We start from the raw sequence: 19,847 nt of genomic DNA on the forward strand, positions 1-19,847 counted from the left end.
GGCGGATACCGTTAGGTCGTGCAGCCAGCAAGTGAACCCCCCCAGAGGCCCTCCGGCCGTCTCCACCGGGCGCGTGCCCTCTACCGGAACGTCTCGAAGCGCAGGACCGCCTGGCTGTTGCTCAAGGACACGGTCAACTCGTGCATCGAGTACCGGATCCTGGGGCTCGCGGCGGAGGCGGCCTTCTTCACGCTGCTGTCCGTACCGCCGCTGCTGCTGAGCATGATCGGACTGCTCGGCCACGTCGACGACTGGACCGGCACCGACACCATCAGCAGCCTGGAGGCCAACCTCATCGAGGCCTCCCGCACGGTCCTGTCCGACAAGGGCGTGCGCCAGATCGCCCAGCCGATCCTCGACGACGTGATGAAGGGCGGCCGCCCCGACGTCATCTCCATCGGCTTCCTGTTCGCCCTGTGGTCGGGCTCCCGCGCGGTGAACGTCTTCATAGACACCATCACCGTCATGTACGGCCTCGACGGTGTCCGCGGCATCGTCAAGACGCGTCTTGTCGCCTTCGTGCTGTTCCTGGTCGCCCTGGTGATCGGCTCGATCGCGCTGCCGCTGATGGTGGCGGGCCCGGACGCGGTGCTCAACGTCCTGCCATGGTCGGAGACCCTGGTCCAGGTTCTGTACTGGCCGGTGGTCATCCTGCTGTCCATCGCCTTCCTCACGACGCTGTACCACGTCTCCGTGCCCGTCCGCTCCCCGTGGATCGAGGACGTCCCCGGCGCCCTGGTGGCCCTCGGCATGTGGGTCCTCGGCAGCTTCCTGCTGCGGATCTACCTCACCAACACCGTCGAAGGCGCCACGATCTACGGCTCCCTCGCCGCGGCCGTCGCCGTACTGCTGTGGATCGGTGTGTCCGCGTTCGCGGTGCTCGTGGGGGCCGCGGTGAACGCGGCGATCGACCGGGTCTGGCCGGCCGCCTCGACGGCCGCGGCGCGCGCCGCCAACGAGCGGCTGCGCGAGGCGCAGGTCGCCGAGTACGTGGCCCGCGCGGCCGCCCACCGCGAGGCCGCCCACGACGATCCGGACGACCCGGACATGCCCTCGGAGTTCCCGGAACGCTGGTCGCGCTTCCTGCCCCCCGAGGACGTCACGTCCCGCCTGCGCACCCACGTCAAGAGCACGCATCCCCCGCACAAGCCGGACGGCTCCTGACCGCGGCCGTCACGCCTTCTAGGCGCCCGCCGCCGCGGCCTCCCGGGCGAACTCCGTGAAGTCGCGCGGTACGCGGCCCAGGATCTCGTGGACGGTGTCCGTCAGGTGGGCGTTGCGGCCGTCCAGCAGGGTCTCGAAGACCTCGACCAGGAAGTCGGCCTCCTCCTGGGGGATGCCGAAGGCGGTCAGGTTCTCCCGGTACGCCCGCGCCGGCACCGGGAGGTACGTCAGCTCGGCGCCAGTCGCCGCCGACACCTCCGCGACCCCCTGCCGGAAGGACAGCAGACGCGGGCCGGTGAGCTCCAGCGTCTGCCCCACATACCGGTCCCCGGACGTCAGCACGGCCGCCACCACGTCCGCGATGTCCCGTACGTCGATGAACGGCTCCTCGACCTCGCCCGCCGGGAAGACCAGCTCCCCGCCCTCGCGCAGCCCGTCCGCCAGCGGGCCCTCGCTGAAGTTCTGGGCGAACCACGCGGCCCGTACGATCGTCCAGTCCGCGCCCGAGGACCTCAGCGCCTCCTCGGTCGGCAGCGCCTGCTCCTCGCCGCGCGCCGACAGCAGCACCAGCCGTCTCACGCCGAGGCCGACCGCTTCCCGTGCCAGCGCCCCGATGCCCTCGGCCGCGGCGGGGGAGCCGACGTCGGACGGGTACATCAGGTACGCGGCATCGGCGCCGCGCAGGGTCTGAGCCCAGGTCGTCGGGTCCTCCCAGTCGAAGCCCCGGGACCGGGTCGCCTCCCGTACGTCAAGACCTGCCGCCCGTACGGCCTGGGCCACCCGGCTGCCGGTACGGCCCGAGGCGCCGGTCACCATCACTGTCGTGTTCCGCGTGTTCGTCGTCATGTCCCTCAGTCAACGGCCGCGCGCCCCAACAACCCATCGCTGAACGGCTCATTCCCATGCGCGCGCGTCTACGCTGGCGCCATGGATGCCCTGGCAGGCCTTCTGGAGGGCCCACGCGCGCGTGGCGCCTTCATGATCCGCGCGTGCTTCGACCCGCCCTGGGCCGTCCGCATCGAGGACCGCGCCCCGCTGACCGTGATGCTGATGGTCCGCGGCGAGGCGTGGATCATGCCGGAGTCGGGGGAGCGGGTGCGGCTGCGCCCCGGCGATATCGCCATCGCGCGCGGCCCCGACCCGTACACCTGCGCCGACGACCCCGACACGGCACCACAGGCGCTGATCCTGCCGGGCGGGGAGTGCCGCTACCCCGACGGCCGTTCGCTCAACGGCGTCATGGATCTCGGCGTGCGGACCTGGGGCGACCGGCTCGACGGTTCGGCCGTGATGCTGATCGGCACCTATCTGTGGCAGGGAGAGGTCAGCGGGCGGCTGCTGGACGCGCTGCCGCCGCTGCTGACGCTCACGGCCGAGGTGTGGGACTGCCCGCTCACCCCGTACCTCATGGAGGAGATCGTCCGCGACGAACCGGGCCAGGAGGTGGTCCTGGACCGGCTGCTGGATCTGCTGGTCATCGCGGCGCTGCGAGCCTGGTTCTCGCGTCCGGAGGCGGAGGCGCCGGCCTGGTACCGGGCGCTGGCGGATCCCGTGGTGGGGCGGGTGCTGCGGCTGGTGCAGGACGATCCGGCGCACCCCTGGACGGTGGCGTCGCTGGCGGCGAAGGCGGGGGTGTCACGGGCGGCGCTGGCCCGGCGGTTCACGGAGCTGGTCGGCGAGCCGCCGATGACATACCTCACCGGCTGGCGCCTCGCCCTCGCCGCGGACGCGATGCGGGACACCGAGGACACGCTCGACGCGATCGCCCGACGGGTCGGATACGGGAGCGCGTTCGCGCTGTCCAGCGCGTTCAAGCGGGTCTACGGGGTGAGTCCACAGGAGCATCGCGTGAGGGGGACGTAGACCCGTGTACCGGGAAAGGCCGTCCCGGCTCTCCGGCGCCTTCGTCTGGGCGACCACGTCGTCCGGCGCCGGGCGCGTCCTGCCCGACGGCTGCATGGATCTGCTGTGGCACGAAGGGCGGCTGATCGTCGCGGGCGCCGACACCCGGGCCTACGTCACCGAAGGCGAGGAGGGCAGTTGGTTCGGCGTGCGCTTCTACCCGGGTTCCGCGCCCGCCTTCCTGGGCGTGCCCGCGCACGAACTGCGCGACCGCCGCGTCGGCCTCGCCGAACTGTGGCCCGCCTCCGAGGTACGGCGACTGTCCGGCCGTATCGAAGGAGCGGCCGACCTGCCGACCGCGCTGGAGGAGGTCGTGCTGGAGCGCGCCGAGGCGCCCGATCCCCTGCTGCGACGGCTGGTGGGCGCTCTGGACGAGGGACGGGCCGTCGGCGCCACCGCCGATGAACTCGGGCTCGGCGCACGGCAGTTGCACCGGCGGGCGCTGGACGCGTTCGGGTACGGGCCCAAGACGCTCGCCCGCATTCTGCGCTTCCGGCGGGCGCTGGGCCTCGCTCGCGCCGAGGTGCCGTTCGCTCAGGCGGCGGCCCGCGCCGGGTTCGCCGACCAGGCCCATCTGGCGCGGGACGTGAAGGAGTTGGCCGGGGTGCCGCTGGGCGAGCTACTCGGCCGCCGCTAGCGGCGCGAACAGGTCGACGCCGTTGCCGTCCGGGTCGTGCACGACCGCGTACCGCTGGCCCCAGAAGGCGTCCCAGGGCTTGAGCTCACCGTGGTAGCCGGCGCCGACGAGTTCCTCGTACACCGTGTCGACCTCGGCCGGGTCGTCGCAGCGCAGGGCCAGTGAGTGCCGGAAGCCGGAGGGCGGCTGCCAGTCGGGGTGCAGGGAGCGGGCCAGCTCCTCGGTGTCCAGCATCAGCCGTAGCCCGCCGGGAAGTTGGGCCTCGGCGTGGTCCTCGTTCTCGGCGCCCTCGGGGAAGACGAAACCGAGGCGGCGGTAGAAGGTGACCGCGGCGGTCATGTCGGAGACCAGAAGGCCGAAGGCATCGAATCGTGGAGTCATGCGGCCACCGTAGGCAGGGGCCGGGCGGCCGGTCTTGAAGGAAACGGACATCGGTCGCTCAGTCGAAGGTCACCGGCCCGTTCGGGGTGTTCAGCGTGAACGAGATGCCCACCGGGCCCTCGGTGAGGTCCAGGTCGGTGCCCAGCGCGGCCAGCAGGGGCCGGAGCTCGTCCGGGTCGGGGGCGCTCGCGGACATCGACAGCAGCGGCACGGTCGGCAGGCCCGACGCCGTGGGATGCGCCGACGTACTCCAGTCGATGAGGAACGGCACCAGACCCGACGGGTGTGCGGCGGCGCCGTCGGTCAGACGCCACTCAAGGAGAGTGCCGTCGGGTCTGCGGCGGCTCATCGGGTGCGCGGGGCCCGGGTCGTAGCCGTGGGCGCGGGCCTTGGCGATGGCCGCGTCCAGGTCCGGCGGGCTGATCGCCCAGGTGATCGTGCGCGCACCGGTCGGCCCGTCGACGCCGAAGAGGGGCGGTTCATCGGGCGCGGACCGCTCCGGGTCCGGGCCGATGATCTCCAGATAGCTGCCACCGCCCAGGCCCACCAGGTGGTTCCGCGTGCCCAGCCCGACATGGGCGCCGCCGGGGGCGGGCGTCACACCGGTGCGCCGGGCGAAGTCGGCGACCGTAGCGGCCAGATCGGGGGTGGCGAGGACGAGGTGGTCCAGAAGGGCGGGAATCGTGTTCATCGACCACGAGGCTATGCGGATTCCCGGCCGTAATGGAACAGCTGTGCGGCAGGATGGGGGTCGTGATCCGTCAACGGGGTGTCCTGCCGGCGCTTCTCCTCTCCTGTGCTCTGCTCACCGCCTGTGGCTCCGACAAGTCGGGCGACGCCGCCGCGGACCCGGCCGAACTCGCCTCCCGGGCCGAGGCGTTGGGCATCGCGCCGGAACACGTCTATGCCATCGAAGCCCCCGGCTTCACCCTCGCCCAGCAGTCCGTGGGCGTGATCGGCGACGACGGGTTCTCCGCCGTGTACGTCTCCAAGGAGGGCGGAGTCCAGCTCCAACTCTCCGTGGACCGCGGCACGATGACCGCCGACACCTGCGCCCAGGGGACGACGGCGCCCTGCGAACGCGAGGGGGAGGCCTGGTACCGCGGTCAGGAGTACGCCGTACCGAAGAAGGGGCATGTGGTGCGGGTGCGCGGGGAGGGGGTGAAGCGGGACGTGCTGAGGGAAGCCGCCCTCGCCGTGCACCGGCCGTCGGAGGACGAGCTCGACGCCCTGCTGCCTCAGGCTCCCGCGGGCGGCGGATCCGTGGAGCGCGGGGACCTGCCGCCGGAGGGTGACGGCGCGCCGAACAACGAGGCCAACACGACCGGTTGACCCTCCGCCGTCAGTCGTGGGCGATCGTGCCGTGCTCGTCCATCTGAGGATGGATCCGCATGGGGCCGTACTCGTCGTGGTCCGAGGGGCGCGGGGGTTCGGGGCCGTCGGGCCCCATGCGGAGCATGCGGTCCACCCGGCAGATCCGGAAGCGGCGCTCGGCCACCGAGAACTCGTCCGCGCGGCCGAGCGCCCTGAACTCCTCGGCCGCCTTCGCGTACACGGCCCGCGTGGCGTCGTCGTACCGGTGCAGCACGGCCCAGACCTCGGCCATCCCGTCGTACAGATGGCGCCGGGCGTCGTGCGGGGTCGCGGCGAGCCCGCCGGACGGTTCCCAGCCGATCGTGCCGCGTTCCACCACGCCGAAGCAGGTCGGCAGCAGCACGACGTCCGGGTGGGAGCCGACAGCCCGCTCGGAGTCGGCGTACACCTCGGCGGGGACATGGGCGCCGCTGTAGGCGAAGTCCCGCAGCCCCAGCCGGATCGCCCCGGCCATCGGGCCGTCGTCATGGGCGGGGTCGAGGACGAAGCCCACGTCCGGCCCGGGGTTGTGCTTGCGGGGCCGCTCCCAGGACGGCTCGGCAGGCTCCGGGTCGGTCGGCCGGGGCGGCTCCAGGTTCTCGCCGTCGCCGCGTGAGAACTCGTCGGCGCGCACCACCCGGTAGCGCACCCCGCACGCCTCGATCTCGTTCACCGGCTCCCCGTCCAGCACCGCCACCGCGGCCAGCAGTTCACGCCGTACGGCCGGATCGTCGGTGCCGTCCTTCGCCTTGAACCACAGATGGGAGTTGAGCCCGTCCCGGGTCACCTGCGGCATGGGGTCCACCACCGGCTTCAGCAGCCGCCAGCGCGGCCCCGCCGCCGGATCGAGTACGGCGACCCCGAACACCGGCCCGCGCAGGGCGAGATGGGGATAGCGCAGCGAGGCGTCCACCGCGTCGGCCTCCCGCACCCAGGCGGTGGGGTCGTCACGGCGGATCAGCTCCTCCTGGAGCGCGTCGATCCGTTGCCGCCAGTCATCGGTCATGCACGCATTGTCGTGAACCCGGTGTGGAGGAGAAGCCCGAATGACCCAACCAGCGGGGCAGTTGGGGTTGTGCACTGCTGCCGCGGAACAGCGTGCGAGTGTGTTGCGGCATGGATGAGTGAGTGTCCGGGCTGTGTGGGGCGTGCGGGGAATGGGAGTTCTTTCATCGAATGGGTGACCTCTTCGGGTCGTGGTCGTTGAGTTCGGTGACAGGGTTCTGCGGGCCTGGAGGGGAGGGTAGTCGGGGTGGGTGGGCTGCGGAAGGTTGCGGCGCCCTTCGTGGTGCCCGGCCCGTCCGCGGTGGCGGTCCGTGACCGGCTCAAGCGTCTGACCGCCGACGACGAACAGGTGCTCCGTCTGGTCGGCGACCATCTTGGCTCGCTCGCCTCCCGGGATCTGAGGACTCGGTGCGCGGCCGGGCTCGACCATGACGCTGACGCATGGGCGGAGCGCAAGCGCATCCTGACCGGTCAGTCGTCCTCACGCTGGGCGGGATCGATCACGAAGGCCACGCATGATCAGTGGGCACTGGCGCGGCGGGCGCAGCTCGCCCACGTGCGGGGCCTGGAGGAGGGAGTGCGCACGGTCGCGCACCGGCTGTCCCTGCCCGTGGGAGAGAAAGGCAGCGGGCATGCGCCGGGCGGCTACCGCAGCAAGCGGGAGTGGTTCACCAAGTCCCGCCGCCTGCACGTCCTCGAAGACCGGCTGACGGCGGCACGCGCCGACTGGCAGGACGGCATCGTGCATGTGGTGCGCGGCAAAAAGCAGTTGCTGAACACCCGTCACCAACTTAAGGCGGCCCAGCTCACCGAAGCCGAGTGGCGGGCCCGATGGAAGGCCGGGCGCCGGTTCCTCAAGGCCGACGGCGAATCCGGCAAGCGGTACGGCAACGAGACCATCCGCGTCACCCCCGACGGGCAGGTGAGCTGAGCATCAAACTCCCCGCCCCGCTCACCCACCTGGCGAACGCCCCATACGGGCGGTACGTGCTCACCGCGCGGGTGGCGTTCACGCACCGGGGCGAGCAGTGGCGCGACCGCATCACCTCCGACCGGGCCGTCGCCTACAGCATCCACGAAGACGCCGTGCGCGGGCGCTGGTATCTCACCGCCTCCTGGACCATCCCCCCGGCCACGGTCGTGCCGCTGTCGGCGGCCCGCGCGAGGGGGATGGTCGGGGTCGACACCAACGCCGACCACCTCGCCGCCTGGCGCCTTGATACGCACGGCAACCCGGTCGGAGCACCGCTCCGGTTCGGCTACGACCTCACCGGCACCGCCGGCCACCGCGACGCCCAGGTCCGCCACGCCCTCATCCGCCTGCTGCACTTCGCCCAGCGGCATGGCCTCGCCATCGCGATCGAGGACCTGGACTTCAGCGCGGAGAAAACCCGCGAAAAGCACGGCCGCCGCAAGCGATTCCGCCACCTCATCTCCGGCATGCCCACGTCCAGGCTGCGCTCCCGGCTGTTGTCGATGGCCGCCGAACTCGGCCTCACCATCATCGCTGTCGACCCCGCCTACACGAGCAAGTGGGGCGCCCAGCACTGGCAGAAACCCCTGACCGGCAACAACCAGAAACCCACCCGACACGATGCCGCAAGCATCGCGATCGGCAGGCGCGCCCTCGGGCATCCGATCCGGCGACGGACGGCACCGCCCCGCGACGACCAGAGTGATCGTCGCGGGTATCGGACCGTCCAGGCCCGACCGGACGCCCGAGGGCGTGAGGGAACCCGCCCCTGCATCCCCGGACCACGGACACGATCCGTGTCACCGGACGCGGAGCGAAAGCGGGCGACCAGGGCATCCAAAACCGTTCGGGATGTCCGCAGTGACCAGGTATGGGTCCAAGACTCACCCCTGCTCACTGATTAGGAACGGTGCAGGGCCTAGAGTCGTCGACCATGGGCCCGCGACTTCTCGTCCACACCCGCACCACCGGCTACCGGCACGACTCCATCCCGGCCGCCGTCGCCTGCCTGCGTACCCTCGGCGGCTTCGAGATCGACCACGGCGAGGACCCGGCCGCACTCACCGCGCCCCTGGAGCCGTACGCCGCCGTCGTCTTCCTCTCCACCAGCGGCGAGGTGCTGACCCCGGCCGGGCGGGAGCGGCTGGCCGGGTACGTCGAGGCGGGCGGCGGGTTCGTCGGCGTGCACGCGGCGGCCTGCACCGAGTACGAATGGCCCTACTACGGCGAGCTCTTGGGCGCCCGCTTCACCCGCCACCCGCAGTTCCAGCCCGGCCGCGCCCTGATCGAGGACCACGACCACCCGGCGACCCGCCATCTTCCGCCCGCCTGGGACTTCACCGACGAGTGGTACGACTTCGACACCAATCCCCGTGACACGGTTCGGGTGTTGCTGACCGCCGACGAGTCGTCCTACGAAGGCGGCGGCATGGGCGCCGACCACCCGCTCGCCTGGTGCCGCGAACAGGGCGCCGGACGCGTCTTCTACACCGCCCTCGGCCACGCGTCCGAGGCCTACGACGACCCCGACTTCCGCGCCCACCTCAAGGGCGGGATCACCTGGGCGGCCCGAGCCTGAACATCATCCCCCGCCAGGTCCACCCCGCGCCGAGGGCCGCCTCCCGCAAGGGGTCCTTGACCTCCCGGGAGCCGAAGCGGAACGTCTCGACCTTCTGCCGCCGCCCGTCGGGCCCCCGCTCGTACGTCCACTGCCGCTCCACCCAGTTCACCTGCCCGACGGAGTGCCGGCGCGAGACCACCCACCGCGGCGGGTTCCCGGTCCGCTTCACCTCCCACTGCTCGTCGACGCTGCGCACCTCGCGCCGCTCCGGGACCAGCAGCATCCGTGTCTTCACGGTCCGCTCAAGCCGAGGCGAGGCGGACGGCGGGATCCGCCACTCCGCCACCAGGTCGGCCTTCTCCGCGGTCAGCGCGGTGCGTATGCGGTACGGCGCGTCCGGGGCGTTGAGCGCAAGCAGTGCGGCCCGGACCTCGGACGCCGACAGCGGTACGACCCCGTCCTCGGGGTATCGGGTGCCGGTCAGCTTGTCGATGAGACCCATCGGGTCAACCTATGGACGACTTACGGGACATGCCAAGCTCGGCGCCGCCGTGCTCGCCCGCTCCACCAGCCGGGTCGACAGTTCGGTACGGGTGCTCTCCGGCCGGTCCCCGGCCATCATGCGCACCAGCAGTCGCAGCGCCGTCGCCGCCATCTCGGACAGCGGCTGGCGGACCGTGGTGAGCGCCGGGGTGATCCAGCGGGACTCCGGCAGATCGTCGAAGCCCACCACGCTGATGTCGTCCGGGACGCTCAACTCCCGTTCGGCGAGGGCCGCGTAGACGCCATGGGCCATGCGGTCCGAGCAGACGAAGAGTGCCGTCGGGGGTTCGGGCAGGTCCAGCAGCTCCAGTGTGCGGCGGCGGGCCAGGTCCTCGTCCGAGCCCGCGTGCCGGACGTACTCGGGCCGGTGCCGTACGCCCGCCGAGGCGAGCGCGGAACGGTAGCCGGCAACCCGGGCACTGTCGGCCATCGTGCGCTGGTGCCCCGCGACCACGGCGATCCGATCGTGCCCCAGTGCCAGCAGATGTTCGGTCGCCGTCACCCCGCCCTGCCAGTTCGCCGCGCCCACCGACACCACGCCCGGCGGCGGTTCGAGGACCGGGTCGATCATCACGAACGGGATGCGGTGCTGATCGAGCCAGGTGTACTGGGCGGAGGTCAGCTCGGTCAGATGGAACAGCACCCCGGAGGAGCCGCGCGCCGTGAGCTTGTCCAGCCAGCCGCGCTCCGGACGGCCGCCGGTGGCCCGGGGCAGCCCGGCCGAGACGACCACCTCAAGGCCGGCGTCGTGCGCCGCCGCCTCCACCCCGTGCAGGACCGCCCCGGAGCAGGAGGTGTCCAGGGCGTGCACCACCAGATCGATGAACCCGGATGTCCTGACCGCGTCGAAGCGGGGTCTGCGGACATAACCGAGCCGGTCCAGCGCCTCGGTGACCCGTCGGCGCGTCTCGGGCGCGACGTCCTCGCGGCCGTTGACGACCTTGGAGGCGGTGGGCACGGACACTCCCGCCTCACGGGCGACCACCGCCAGGGTCGGCCCGGCCGCCACGTGCGCACTCCCCGTACGGACCATCGGGAACCACCTCTCCGGCCCGCCCGAGGGCCATCGAAAGTCTCGACCAACGCTGTTTTCCGCGGTCGGGTGACCGACCGGATAGTAAGCGCTCTCTACCCTAGGTTCGTCGCAAGACGTCGGGAAGAGGCCGGAGTTCGCAGGACCCCACGAGCTCCGGCTTTCGAAACCTCGAACGGGCGGGAACGGGCTGGGGCCTGTCCGGCGGATCAGGCCCCACCGCAGGTGAGGCGGAACCCCGTGAAGTCGGCAGTGAACGCCGCGTCGACGAGGTCCACGACGTGGATGCCGGCCATCGCCCCGGTGAACCGCAGCTTGGACCCGTAGTCGTCGGAGAGTCTGGAGAAGTCCAGCGGAGGCCCGACCGGTGTCCGTGCACCGCCGTGGACGTACCAGAACCGCGCCTCGGAGCCGTCGACCGTCGCCCCGAGGGTCAGCGGCCCCTCCGCGTCGACGTCGACCACTGCCGCCTGCCGGGTGCCGAACTCCTCGCGCTCCACGAGGCTGAGGACCGTACGGCCTGCGCCCCGCCACTGCTGCCCGCGCTGTTCCTCCTCCTCGGGCTCCGCCCAGGTCAGGTCGAGGGCCAGATACGCCTCGGTGTTGTACCAGAGCACCAGCCCGGCCGCCTGTGTGAACGTACGTGGCCGTGCCTCGACGGTGACCTGCGCCTCCGCCCGGTGCTCGGTGATCCGCTGGGCGAGCAGGCTGTGCGCCCAGCGCGACTCCGGCCCGTGCCGGCCGCGCAGCCGGATCCGGCCGCCACGCGCCGCCGCGTCGGCCCAGGACGGGTCGGGCGCGCCGCGCAGGCTGCTCCAGGGCCAGCCCAACGGGTCGTCGGGGGTGGCGGGGCGGGAGGATGGTGGGGCGGGGGGCGTTGGTGGGTCGGTGGGGGTCGGTCGGTCGGTCGGCGTCGGTTGGTCGGGAGGCGTCGACCGGGCGGTGAGGGTCGGTCGGTCGGTGGGTGTCAGCGCGTCGGGAGCTGTCGAGCGGGTGTCTGCCGATGACCGGTCGGGAGGTGTTGCTCGGGCGTCTGTCGCCGGTCGGTCGGCAGGCGTCGATCGGGCGTCAGCCGTCGGACGGGCGTCAGCCGTCAGCCGGGTGTCTGCCGCTGACCGGTCGGGAGGTGTTGCTCGGGCGTCTGTCGCCGGTCGGTCGGCAGGCGTCGATCGGGCGTCAGCCGTCGGACGGGCGTCAGCCGTCAGCCGGGCGTCAGCCGCTGACCGGTTGGGAGGCGTCGACCGGTCGGAAGGCGTCGGCACGTCGAGCTCGATCGTCGGATACGGACCCCCGTGCCGCATTCTCGGCCAGCCCTCCGCGTCCCAGGTCACCGCCTGGATCGCCGTCTCCCGACCGAGCGTGCAGCGCGGGCCGTTCGGCGTTGCCACCGGTCGGGCCGCGAGGTGGCTCAACACCCAGTCGCCGTCCGGGGTCTGCACCAGCTCGCCGTGCCCCGCCTTCTGCAGCGGCAGCGAGGGGTCGTCCCGGGACGTCAACAGCGGCCGGTCGTCGAGCTCGTAGGGCCCTGTGAGTTCGCGGCTGCGTGCCACCAGCACCCCGTGCTCGAACCCCGTGCCGCCCTCGGCCAGCACCAGGTAGTACCAGCCGTCCCGGCGCACCAGTTTCGGTCCCTCGACGAGCCGCTCGTGCTGGAGGAGCAGGTGGGTCCCACCGACAGGACTCAGCGTCTCCCGATCCAGCTCGGTCATGACGATCCCGGCGAACCGCCTGCCTCCTGGGCGGTGGTCGTTCTGCAGATTGAGCAGCCACAACCGGTCCTCCTCATGGAAGAGCGCGGGATCGAAGCCGTGGCTCGCGATCCGGCGCGGTGCCGTCCACTTGCCGTCCGCCTCCGATGGGGGTGCCCCCGTTCGAGCGAAGCCGAGAATGGGGGACGTACTGATGTATGTGTCCACGTCGAAGTACGGCGTCCCGACCGAGCGCACGATCGAGTACGTCACCCAGAACCGCTCCCCGTCCCAGCTCAGCGACGGCGCCCAGACGCCGCCCGAGTCCGGCACCCCGGCGAGGGAGCCGCCGGGGACCGCGCCCTCGACATGGCCCGCGTACTCCCAGTGCGCCAGGTCACGGGAGCGGTGGAGCGGGATCGTCGGGAACCACTCGAAGGAACTGGTGGCCAGGTAGTACCAGTCGCCGACGCGCACCATCGAGGGGTCGGGGGCGAACCCGCGGATGACGGGGTTGTGCAGCCGGGTCACTTCAGCGCCCCCAGCGTCACGCCCGTGCGCCAGTAGCGGCGCATCGCGACCATCATGATCGCCATCGGGACGACGGACAGCAGGGCGCCGGTGAGGACGAGGCTGGTCAGGTCGACGCCGGACTCCAGGCGTTTGCCGGACCAGTTGTACAGGCCCAGGTTGAGCGTCCAGTTCTCCTCGCCGCGCAGCACGGTCAGGGGCAGGAAGAAGGCGTTCCACGTATTCACGAACGCGAGCAGGAACACGGTCGCCCCGCCCGTCGTCATCATCCGCAGCACGATGCTGAAGAAGATCCGCAGCTCGCCGGCGCCGTCGATCCGGGCGGCCTCCAGCAGCTCGTAGGGGACCGTGGCCTCGGTGTACACCTTCGCCAGGTAGACGCTGAACGGGTTGATCAGGCAGGGGATCAGCATCGCCCAGGGCGTGTCGACCAGGCCGATCTCCGAGAACAGCAGGTACAGCGGCAGCGTCAGCAGGGCGATCGGGATCAGGAACGAGCCGACCACGCACGCGAACACCAGGTTGCGGCCCGGGAACTGGAAGCGCGCGAGGCCGTAGCCCGTCGCCAGGGCGAGCAGTGTGCCGCCGAGGGAGCCGACACCGGCGTACAGGAACGAGTTGGCGGTCCAGCGCAGGAAGATGCCGTCCTCGTAGGTGAACAGCTGCTCCAGGTTGTCCCACAGGTGCCAGCCGGAGAACCACAGGCCGTTGGACTGGTACAGGCCCGTGCGGTCCTTGGTCGAGGCGACGATGAGCCACCACACCGGGAACAGGCTGTACATGCTGGCCAGCACCAGCCCGACGAGCAGGAAGCGCTGGCCGCCGCGCGAACGGGCCGCGGGGTCGGGGCGGCCCAGGCGATGGACCGTGCGCGTCTTGACGCCGCGCTCTTCGGTGAGCGTCATCAGTCGGCCTCCCTCGAAGTGAGCCGGTAGAACAGGAAGGAGGCGACACCGAGGATGAGGGCGAGCAGCACCGACAGAGTCGCGGCGTAGTGGTAGTTGCCGGCGTTGAACGCCTGGTTGTAGATGATCATGATCGGGGTGAAGCTGTCGTCGACCGTCTGCGGGGTGACGTTCCGGAACAGCGCCGGCTCGTTGAAGATCTGGAGCATCTGGATGATCGAGAGCATGCCGGTCAGCACCAACGCGCCCCGCACGAACGGGATCTTGATGCTGAGCGCGATACGCCACTCGGAGGCGCCGTCAAGACGGGCGGCCTCGAACAGCTCACGCGGCACACCTTGCAGCGCCGAGTAGATGATCACCATGTTGTAGCCGATGCCGTGCCAGGTCAGCAGGTTGCCGATGGACGGCCACACCATCGACGGCGCGAAGAAGTTCCAGTCGAAGCCGAAGAGCTCGCCGATCGGGGTGAGCGGACCGACGTCCGGGCTGTACAGGTTGATCCACACGACGGCGGCGACCACCCCGGGGATCATGTACGGCACCAGCAACAGGACCCGGAACCGGCTCGCCGCCTTCGAGGCCAGCGCGTCCAGGAACAGCGCCAGCACCAGGCTGACGGCCAGCATCACCGGGATCTGCACACAGGCGAACAGCACCACACGCAGGACGGACCCCATGAACTTCGAATCCGTCAGGCCCTGCCGGTAGTTGTCGAACCCGACGAACTCCTCGGTGGCACCGCCGAGCCCGAGACCGGACTGCTGCTCGTGATAGAGCGACTGGTAGACGGCGTAACCGATGGGGAGCAGGTACAGGAAGACGAAGCCGAGCTGGAAGGGCACCGTGAAGGCGGCCCCCTTCCAGCGCAGAGAGCGAATCATCGGGTTCTGCCTCAGCCCTTGACGCTGATGCCGCGGGACTTCAGGTCCTTGACCGTCCAGTCCTGCATGTGCGCGAGCAGCTCGGTCACGGTCTGCTCCTTGCTGACCACCTTGGCCCAGCCGGCCTGCATCTCGGTGAACATGGCGGTCCAGTTGGGCCCGAAGGTCCAGTCGGTGGTGACCGTGTTCAGGCTGTCCTTCACGACGGTCTGCGCCGCGTCGTAGTTCTTCCCGAGCAGCTTCTCGGAGGTCGCCTCGGCGACGTACGTGTCACTGTCCTTGAGGGCCGGCATCACGCCGTTGCCCGTCTCCGGGCTCGCCATCGTCTTGACCGCGCCGGGGTCGGTGGACATCCACAGTGCCGCCTCGGCGGCCTGCTCCTGGCTCTTGCAGTCCTTGGTCACCAGGGTGACGCTGCCGGTCAGGTTGGTGGGGGCCGGCGTCTTGGCCGCCTCGCCCGCGAACGTCGGCCACGGGGACAGGGCCCACTTGCCGAAGGACTTGGTGAAGTTCTGCACCATGCCGGCCTGCTGCCAGGTGGAGATCTGCCGGGTCGCGGTGCCGCCGTTGTCGTAGTTGCGCTGCACGGCCGCGTAGTCGGCGAAGGACAGCTTGGAGTTCAGGTCGTTGTCGATGATCTCCTGGATCACCTTCGCGGCCTTCAGCGTGCCCTCGTCCTGGAAGTCCACCTTCCAGGAGTCGCCGTCGATGGCGTACCAGTGCGCGCCGGCCTGCATGGCGAGCACCTCCAGGGTGCTCGGGTCCTCACCGGCGTAGTTGGTGATCTTGATCCCGTGCTTCTTCAGCACCTTGCCCGCGGCGATGAAGTCGTCCCAGGTCTTGGGGGGCTCGATGCCGTACTTCTCGAAGAGGTCCGTGCGGTAGATGGTGAAGTTCGGCGCCGAACTGGTGGGGACGCCGTACAGCTTGCCCTGGACCTGCGCGGTCGCCCAGGAACCGGCGTTGAACTGGTCCTTGCTGCCCTCGACGTACTGCGTGATGTCGGCGAGCGCGCCCTGCGAGACCCAGCTCGTCACGTACTCGCCGGTGTTCTGCAGGAGGCAGGGCGCGTTGCCCGCCTTGACGGCGTTGGTCAGCTGCTTCTGCATGGTCAGCTGGTCCGTGACCTTCGTGTACTTCAGCTGGATGTCCTTGTGCGAGGCGTTGAACGCCTTGACGACCGCCTCCTGGCCGTTGGCCCACCCCCAGAAGTCGAGGGTGACCGGACCGGACGAGCCCGAGGCTTCGTCCTCGGAGTCGGATCCGCCACAGGCGGCGAGCAGACCTGTCAGTGCGATTCCCGCGACGGCGGCGGAAGCGAACCTTCTCCGGGGGCTGGTGAAGTTCATCTGACCGTGATCCTTCGGAATGGGAGGCGTTCTTGCGGAACGACTGCGGCTCGGGGTGCTGGCCAGGAACGGCGGCCGGAAACCAGCGGCTCGCGGTTGCGGGGGATTAGGCCAAGCAGAAGCTGTAGTAAGCGGTTGCAGGGACGGTAGGCCGACGCCTCTGCTCATAGCAAGAGGCAGGGGGCAAATTTGTTACGACTGCTTGTCCGGCGGGTTAGCGCGGAGAGCCTGTCGGCAGCGCGCGCCTCGGACGGCATATGCGCAGGTCGGAGACAGTGGAGCAGGGCCTGGTCCGGGCTCCGGCAGCGCCCTCGATGGGCGCCCCGCAGCCGTGAAATTACTTCGGAAAACGCTTACGTAACGATCGCTCATGACGTTTTCCTGAGCGGACGACCCGCCTAGGCTCAGCCATGGCGCACGGGCGGCCGCACGGAGTCCCGTACGACGACATGGGTGCCCAGCACCAGATGCTCGCCGTCGCTGCCCTTGCGGCGCCCTCCGCCGCCCTCACGGCGGTCCGCCACCGCGCGCAGCGCGACCCGGCCCATCTCCTCGTACGGCACGTGCACGGTGGTCAGTTGGGGCGTCAGCTGCGAGGCCAGGGGAATGTCGTCGTAGCCCACGATCGACACGTCCTCGGGCACCCGCAGCCCGGCCGCACGCAGCGCCTGCATGGCGCCGGCGGCGACCACATCCGTCCCGGCCAGCACAGCGGTGAAGCCCGGCGTCTCGCGCAGCGCGCTCTCCACGGCCTCGTACCCGTGCTCGTAGTAGTACTGGCCATGCCTGACGAGCCCCGGCTCGAAGGGCACGCCGTACGCCTCAAAGGCGCGCTGCGCACCCCTCAACCGCCCCTGTGCGGTGGTCAGTTCGGAATGCCCGGGCAGCACCAGCACCCTGCGGTGCCCGGCCGACAACAGATGGCTGGCCATGGCATAGGCGCCGCCCTCGTTGTCGTAGTCCACCGTCGTGGCCGGCACATCGCCCTCCAGAGGGGGCCGGCCCACCAGCACGAGATGGGAGCCGGCCGCGTCCAGAGAGCGGGCGAATCGAGCCATGCGCAGCTGGTACTCGTCGTAGTCGTAGGCGCCGCCGAGCAGTACCACGGCCGCCACGCCCTGCTGGCGCATCAGGTTGACCAGCGCGAGTTCCCGCTCCGGGTCGTCGCCGGTGGTGCCCACCAGCGACAGCCAGCCCCGCAGCGTCGCGGCGCCCTCGACGCCCTTCGCCACGTGGGCGAACGCCGCGCCGGTGATGTTGTTGATCAGGATCGCCACCGTGGGCGTACCGCCGCCGGCCAGCGACCGGGCATGGGCGTTGGTGACGTAGTCCAGGTCCCGGACGACCTTCATCACCTTGCGGCGCAGGTCCTCCGACACCGGGTAGTTGCCGGACAGGACGCGCGACACACTCGCCACGGACACGCCCGCCCGTTCCGCCACGTCCCGGATGGTGGCCCGACCGACGTCACCGGACGCCTTGCGCTGACTCACCCTTGCTCCTTCTTGAATGGGTCGGTCGCCTGCGGGGCGCTCTTTGCCGGTGTCGAGAGCACGACCGTGCTCAGCGCTGCGCGCCTCCGCGCGCTCGTGCTCTCGACACCGGCGCGCCCCTTCGGCTCCCTCCCGGCCGGTGGCCTGGGGACCGTGGCTGTGGGTGGGCTTGTGCCCTGGGTCGGTCGGTATTTGCCCTGGTGGGTCATGCCACTCTAGCCATGTCCGCGTGCCGCACCTCATGGGCCAGGGGTGCGCCGGCCCCCAGCCGCTCCAACTCCTCCACCACGATCCGTCCGAGTCTCTCCAGCTCGTTGCCGAGCGACCCCGCGATGTGCGGCGTGAGGAAGACGTTGGGCAGCCGGTACAGCGGCGATCCGGCCGGCAGCGGCTCGGGCTCGGTGACGTCGAGCACGGCGTGCAGCCGCCCCGAGACCAGTTCGTCGGCAAGGGCGTCCGGATCGACCAGGGCTCCTCGGGAAGTGTTGATCAGCACACCTCCGTCCCGGATGAGGGCGAGCCGCTCGCCGTCCAGCATCCGGTAGGTCTCAGGGATGTCGGGCGCGTGCAGGCTCACGATGTCGCTGCGGCTCAACAGGTCGTCCAGCGACAGGAGTTGCGCCCCGAGGCCCGCGGCCTCGGCGGCACTGACATAGGGGTCGTGCAGCAGCACCGTGAAGTCGAACGGCCGCAGCAGCTCCAGCACCCGCCGCCCCACCCGCGAGGCCCCGATGATGCCCACCTGCCGTCCGACGTTCCCGGTGTGGGCCGTCTCGACGGGTGACGGATACGCATGGGTGCTGCGGAACCGCTCGCGATGGGTGAACGTGTCCTTCCCGGCGAGCAGGATCATCGCGAGCGTGTACTCCGCGACGGGCAGCGCGTTGCCGGTGACCGCGCTGGAAACGGTGATCCCGCGTTCCCACAGGGCGTCGCCGACCAGGGAGCGCACGGAGCCCGCGGCGTGCAGGACGGTGCGCAGCCGGGGGGTGGCGGTGAGGACGCCGGCGTCCAGGTGCGGGCAGCCCCAGCCGGTGATCAGCACCTCGGCCTCGGCGAGTGCGGCGGCCGCCGCCGGATCGGTGAAGTCCCGTACGACGAGGGCGGGGTCGAGCTCGGCCGCCTGGCGCAGCCTGGCCATGAGCGGCGGGGGGAACAGCAGGGGGAGGTGCACCGGATCCAACGCGAACACGGCCCGCGGCAGCTGGGGGCTGGGCATGACTCTCCTGACACGCTGAGTGGAATCGGGGAAACATTTTCAGAAAGCGCCTTCTACCGTAGATCTGCCGGGAAGCAGCGGTCAATCGGTACGGCGGAGCAGGTGTGCAAGGGTTGGTCCGGCCCCGGCGCGAAATCGGTTACTTGGTTTTCCCACCCCGGTACCACGGCGTCGCCCCGGCTGCCAGCGGCACCGCGACGGCATCCGGGTCGCAGACGAGAGCACCGTCGCGTACTTCGAGGCGGGCGGCGCGGACGACCGACCGGCGGCCGGCCGGATCGTCCTCGTCCGCGGTGAAGTACCACAGCGCCGCGGACGCGCCCTGCTCGACCACCATCGCGTGATGGCCCTCGGGGGTTGCCGCCAGCAGCTGGTAGGGCTCGCGCGTCCAGTTCTCCAGGTCGGGGGAGCGGTAGACGGACAGTCCCTTCCAGTTGTCCGTGATCATCCAGTACTCGCCGGCCAGGCGGAACACCGTCGGACCCTCCTGCGGCTGGTCGGTGGCCGCGGGAGCGGTGCGCGTCCAGGTGTACAGGTCGGGGGAGTCCGCCGTGTGGATGCGGGAGTCGTCCCGCTCGTCCTTGAACCACATGCGCCAGCCCGCCCCGTCCGGCAACGGGTGCACCGTCGCGTCGATGACCCGGTCGCTGTCCAGGTCGAGCAGGGAGCGGAACTCCCAGTGGAGCAGGTCGGCCGAGGTGTAGTGCAGCAGGTGGGCGTCGCCGAGCCAGTCGTCCCGGACGCCGGGGAGGTAGGAGACATACATGTGGTGGGTGCCGTCGTCGTCGGCGATCACTTCGGGTGCCCAGTACGTCATGCGGCCCGGCTGGTACTCCAGGCCCCGGGCGATCCCTCGGTAGGTCCAGGTGCGGCAATCGTCCGTGCTGACGGCGACGCCGATGTCCGTGCCGTGCACCCATTCCACGCCCTCGCACTTCAGGCCTGCGCGGCGCTGGGTGTAGAACATCCACCACTCGCCGGTCGTGCGGTGGCGGACGAGGGTGGGGTCGGTGGCTCCGTCGTGGACGGGGTCGCGGTAGGCGGGGTGGCTCAACTCGGTCTCCTTCGGCCTGAACATCGATCTCCCTGAGCGGGGCGACGATGGGAGATGATGGCAACCGGTTCCCACACGTTCTGTCAAGAAACCCTTTTCGAAATTCTGCCAAGACTCTTGACGTGGTCTTCCGACAGGAAGAAGCTCTGCCCCGTTGCGTGACAACCGGTTG

Annotated in this window: 18 protein-coding genes and 1 pseudogene; 6 read left to right on the forward strand and 13 right to left on the reverse strand. The window is 70.6% G+C overall.

The genetic code is table 11. The annotated features are described in order from the left end of the window. The first annotated feature begins 18 nt into the window (after positions 1–18). On the forward strand, positions 19–1,164 hold the full coding sequence (locus H4N64_RS34095; RefSeq protein ID WP_186286404.1) for a YhjD/YihY/BrkB family envelope integrity protein: 1,146 nt from the start codon (positions 19–21) through the stop codon (positions 1,162–1,164). 18 nt (positions 1,165–1,182) lie between these two features. Here H4N64_RS34095 and H4N64_RS34100 read toward each other — a convergent pair whose 3' ends face one another. After that, entirely contained in the window at positions 1,183–2,010 is an 828-nt protein-coding gene (locus tag H4N64_RS34100) for an NmrA family NAD(P)-binding protein (protein WP_186286405.1), read from the reverse strand. Positions 2,011–2,091: 81 nt separating this feature from the next. Here H4N64_RS34100 and H4N64_RS34105 point away from each other — a divergent pair, with 81 nt between their 5' ends. Together H4N64_RS34105 and H4N64_RS34110 are read left to right on the forward strand one after the other, a co-directional pair. Further along, positions 2,092–3,027 carry an AraC family transcriptional regulator gene (locus tag H4N64_RS34105; RefSeq protein ID WP_186286406.1) on the forward strand — a complete coding sequence of 312 codons (936 nt, stop codon included), beginning with the start codon at positions 2,092–2,094 and terminating at the stop codon, positions 3,025–3,027. Positions 3,028–3,031: 4 nt separating this feature from the next. After that, complete coding sequence (locus tag H4N64_RS34110) at positions 3,032–3,703, forward strand: DUF6597 domain-containing transcriptional factor (RefSeq protein WP_186286407.1); 672 nt, start codon at positions 3,032–3,034, stop codon at positions 3,701–3,703. On the opposite strand, the gene H4N64_RS34115 is transcribed toward H4N64_RS34110, so the two are convergent. Both H4N64_RS34115 and H4N64_RS34120 read right to left on the reverse strand, forming a co-directional pair. Next, the gene (locus H4N64_RS34115) at positions 3,686–4,084 is read right to left on the reverse strand and encodes a VOC family protein (RefSeq protein ID WP_186286408.1); all 399 of its coding nucleotides are present in this window, start codon (positions 4,082–4,084) and stop codon (positions 3,686–3,688) included. The two genes, H4N64_RS34110 and H4N64_RS34115, sit on opposite strands and share 18 nt — an antisense overlap. Positions 4,085–4,142: 58 nt before the next feature. Continuing rightward, positions 4,143–4,775, reverse strand: a complete 633-nt coding sequence (locus H4N64_RS34120) for a VOC family protein (RefSeq protein WP_186286409.1) — start codon at positions 4,773–4,775, stop codon at positions 4,143–4,145. Positions 4,776–4,837: 62 nt separating this feature from the next. Between H4N64_RS34120 and H4N64_RS34125 the strand changes: the two genes are divergently transcribed. Continuing rightward, a complete protein-coding gene (locus H4N64_RS34125) occupies positions 4,838–5,416 on the forward strand; it encodes a hypothetical protein (protein WP_186286410.1) in 579 nt (192 codons plus the stop codon). Positions 5,417–5,426: 10 nt separating this feature from the next. Here H4N64_RS34125 and H4N64_RS34130 read toward each other — a convergent pair whose 3' ends face one another. Beyond that, positions 5,427–6,443, reverse strand: a complete 1,017-nt coding sequence (locus H4N64_RS34130; protein ID WP_186286411.1) for a DUF5954 family protein — start codon at positions 6,441–6,443, stop codon at positions 5,427–5,429. 246 nt (positions 6,444–6,689) lie between these two features. Between H4N64_RS34130 and H4N64_RS34135 the strand changes: the two are divergent. Both H4N64_RS34135 and H4N64_RS34140 read left to right on the forward strand, forming a co-directional pair. Beyond that, a pseudogene (locus tag H4N64_RS34135) lies at positions 6,690–8,320 on the forward strand (IS200/IS605 family accessory protein TnpB-related protein). Between the two features lie 29 nt (positions 8,321–8,349). Next, a complete protein-coding gene (locus H4N64_RS34140) occupies positions 8,350–8,994 on the forward strand; it encodes a ThuA domain-containing protein (RefSeq protein WP_186286412.1) in 645 nt (214 codons plus the stop codon). On the opposite strand, the gene H4N64_RS34145 is transcribed toward H4N64_RS34140, so the two are convergent. From H4N64_RS34145 to H4N64_RS34190, 9 genes are all read right to left on the reverse strand, one after another. Continuing rightward, positions 8,972–9,478, reverse strand: a complete 507-nt coding sequence (locus H4N64_RS34145; protein ID WP_186286413.1) for a hypothetical protein — start codon at positions 9,476–9,478, stop codon at positions 8,972–8,974. The genes H4N64_RS34140 and H4N64_RS34145 overlap by 23 nt on opposite strands. Before the next feature lie 9 nt (positions 9,479–9,487). Further along, positions 9,488–10,552, reverse strand: coding sequence for a LacI family DNA-binding transcriptional regulator (locus tag H4N64_RS34150; protein ID WP_186286414.1), 1,065 nt, complete (start codon positions 10,550–10,552; stop codon positions 9,488–9,490). A 209-nt stretch (positions 10,553–10,761) separates the two neighbouring features. Continuing rightward, complete coding sequence (locus H4N64_RS45820) at positions 10,762–12,771, reverse strand: family 43 glycosylhydrolase (protein WP_336246876.1); 2,010 nt, start codon at positions 12,769–12,771, stop codon at positions 10,762–10,764. Continuing rightward, entirely contained in the window at positions 12,768–13,676 is a 909-nt protein-coding gene (locus tag H4N64_RS34165) for a carbohydrate ABC transporter permease (RefSeq protein WP_186286415.1), read from the reverse strand. The genes H4N64_RS45820 and H4N64_RS34165 overlap by 4 nt, the downstream gene beginning before the upstream one ends. After that, positions 13,676–14,560 (reverse strand): carbohydrate ABC transporter permease, encoded by an 885-nt coding sequence (locus tag H4N64_RS34170; RefSeq protein ID WP_186286416.1) that lies wholly within the window; start codon positions 14,558–14,560, stop codon positions 13,676–13,678. Before H4N64_RS34170 ends, H4N64_RS34165 begins: the two co-directional genes overlap by 1 nt. Before the next feature lie 11 nt (positions 14,561–14,571). Continuing rightward, positions 14,572–15,909, reverse strand: coding sequence for an ABC transporter substrate-binding protein (locus H4N64_RS34175; RefSeq protein ID WP_186286417.1), 1,338 nt, complete (start codon positions 15,907–15,909; stop codon positions 14,572–14,574). A gap of 404 nt (positions 15,910–16,313) precedes the next feature. Beyond that, entirely contained in the window at positions 16,314–17,402 is a 1,089-nt protein-coding gene (locus H4N64_RS34180) for a substrate-binding domain-containing protein (protein ID WP_186286418.1), read from the reverse strand. Positions 17,403–17,607: 205 nt separating this feature from the next. Continuing rightward, positions 17,608–18,621 carry a hydroxyacid dehydrogenase gene (locus tag H4N64_RS34185; protein ID WP_186286419.1) on the reverse strand — a complete coding sequence of 338 codons (1,014 nt, stop codon included), beginning with the start codon at positions 18,619–18,621 and terminating at the stop codon, positions 17,608–17,610. 139 nt (positions 18,622–18,760) lie between these two features. Then, complete coding sequence (locus tag H4N64_RS34190; protein WP_186286420.1) at positions 18,761–19,699, reverse strand: glycoside hydrolase family protein; 939 nt, start codon at positions 19,697–19,699, stop codon at positions 18,761–18,763. Positions 19,700–19,847 lie beyond the last annotated feature (148 nt).

Source organism: Streptomyces cupreus (assembly GCF_014257025.1).
GTDB lineage: Bacteria > Actinomycetota > Actinomycetes > Streptomycetales > Streptomycetaceae > Streptomyces > Streptomyces cupreus.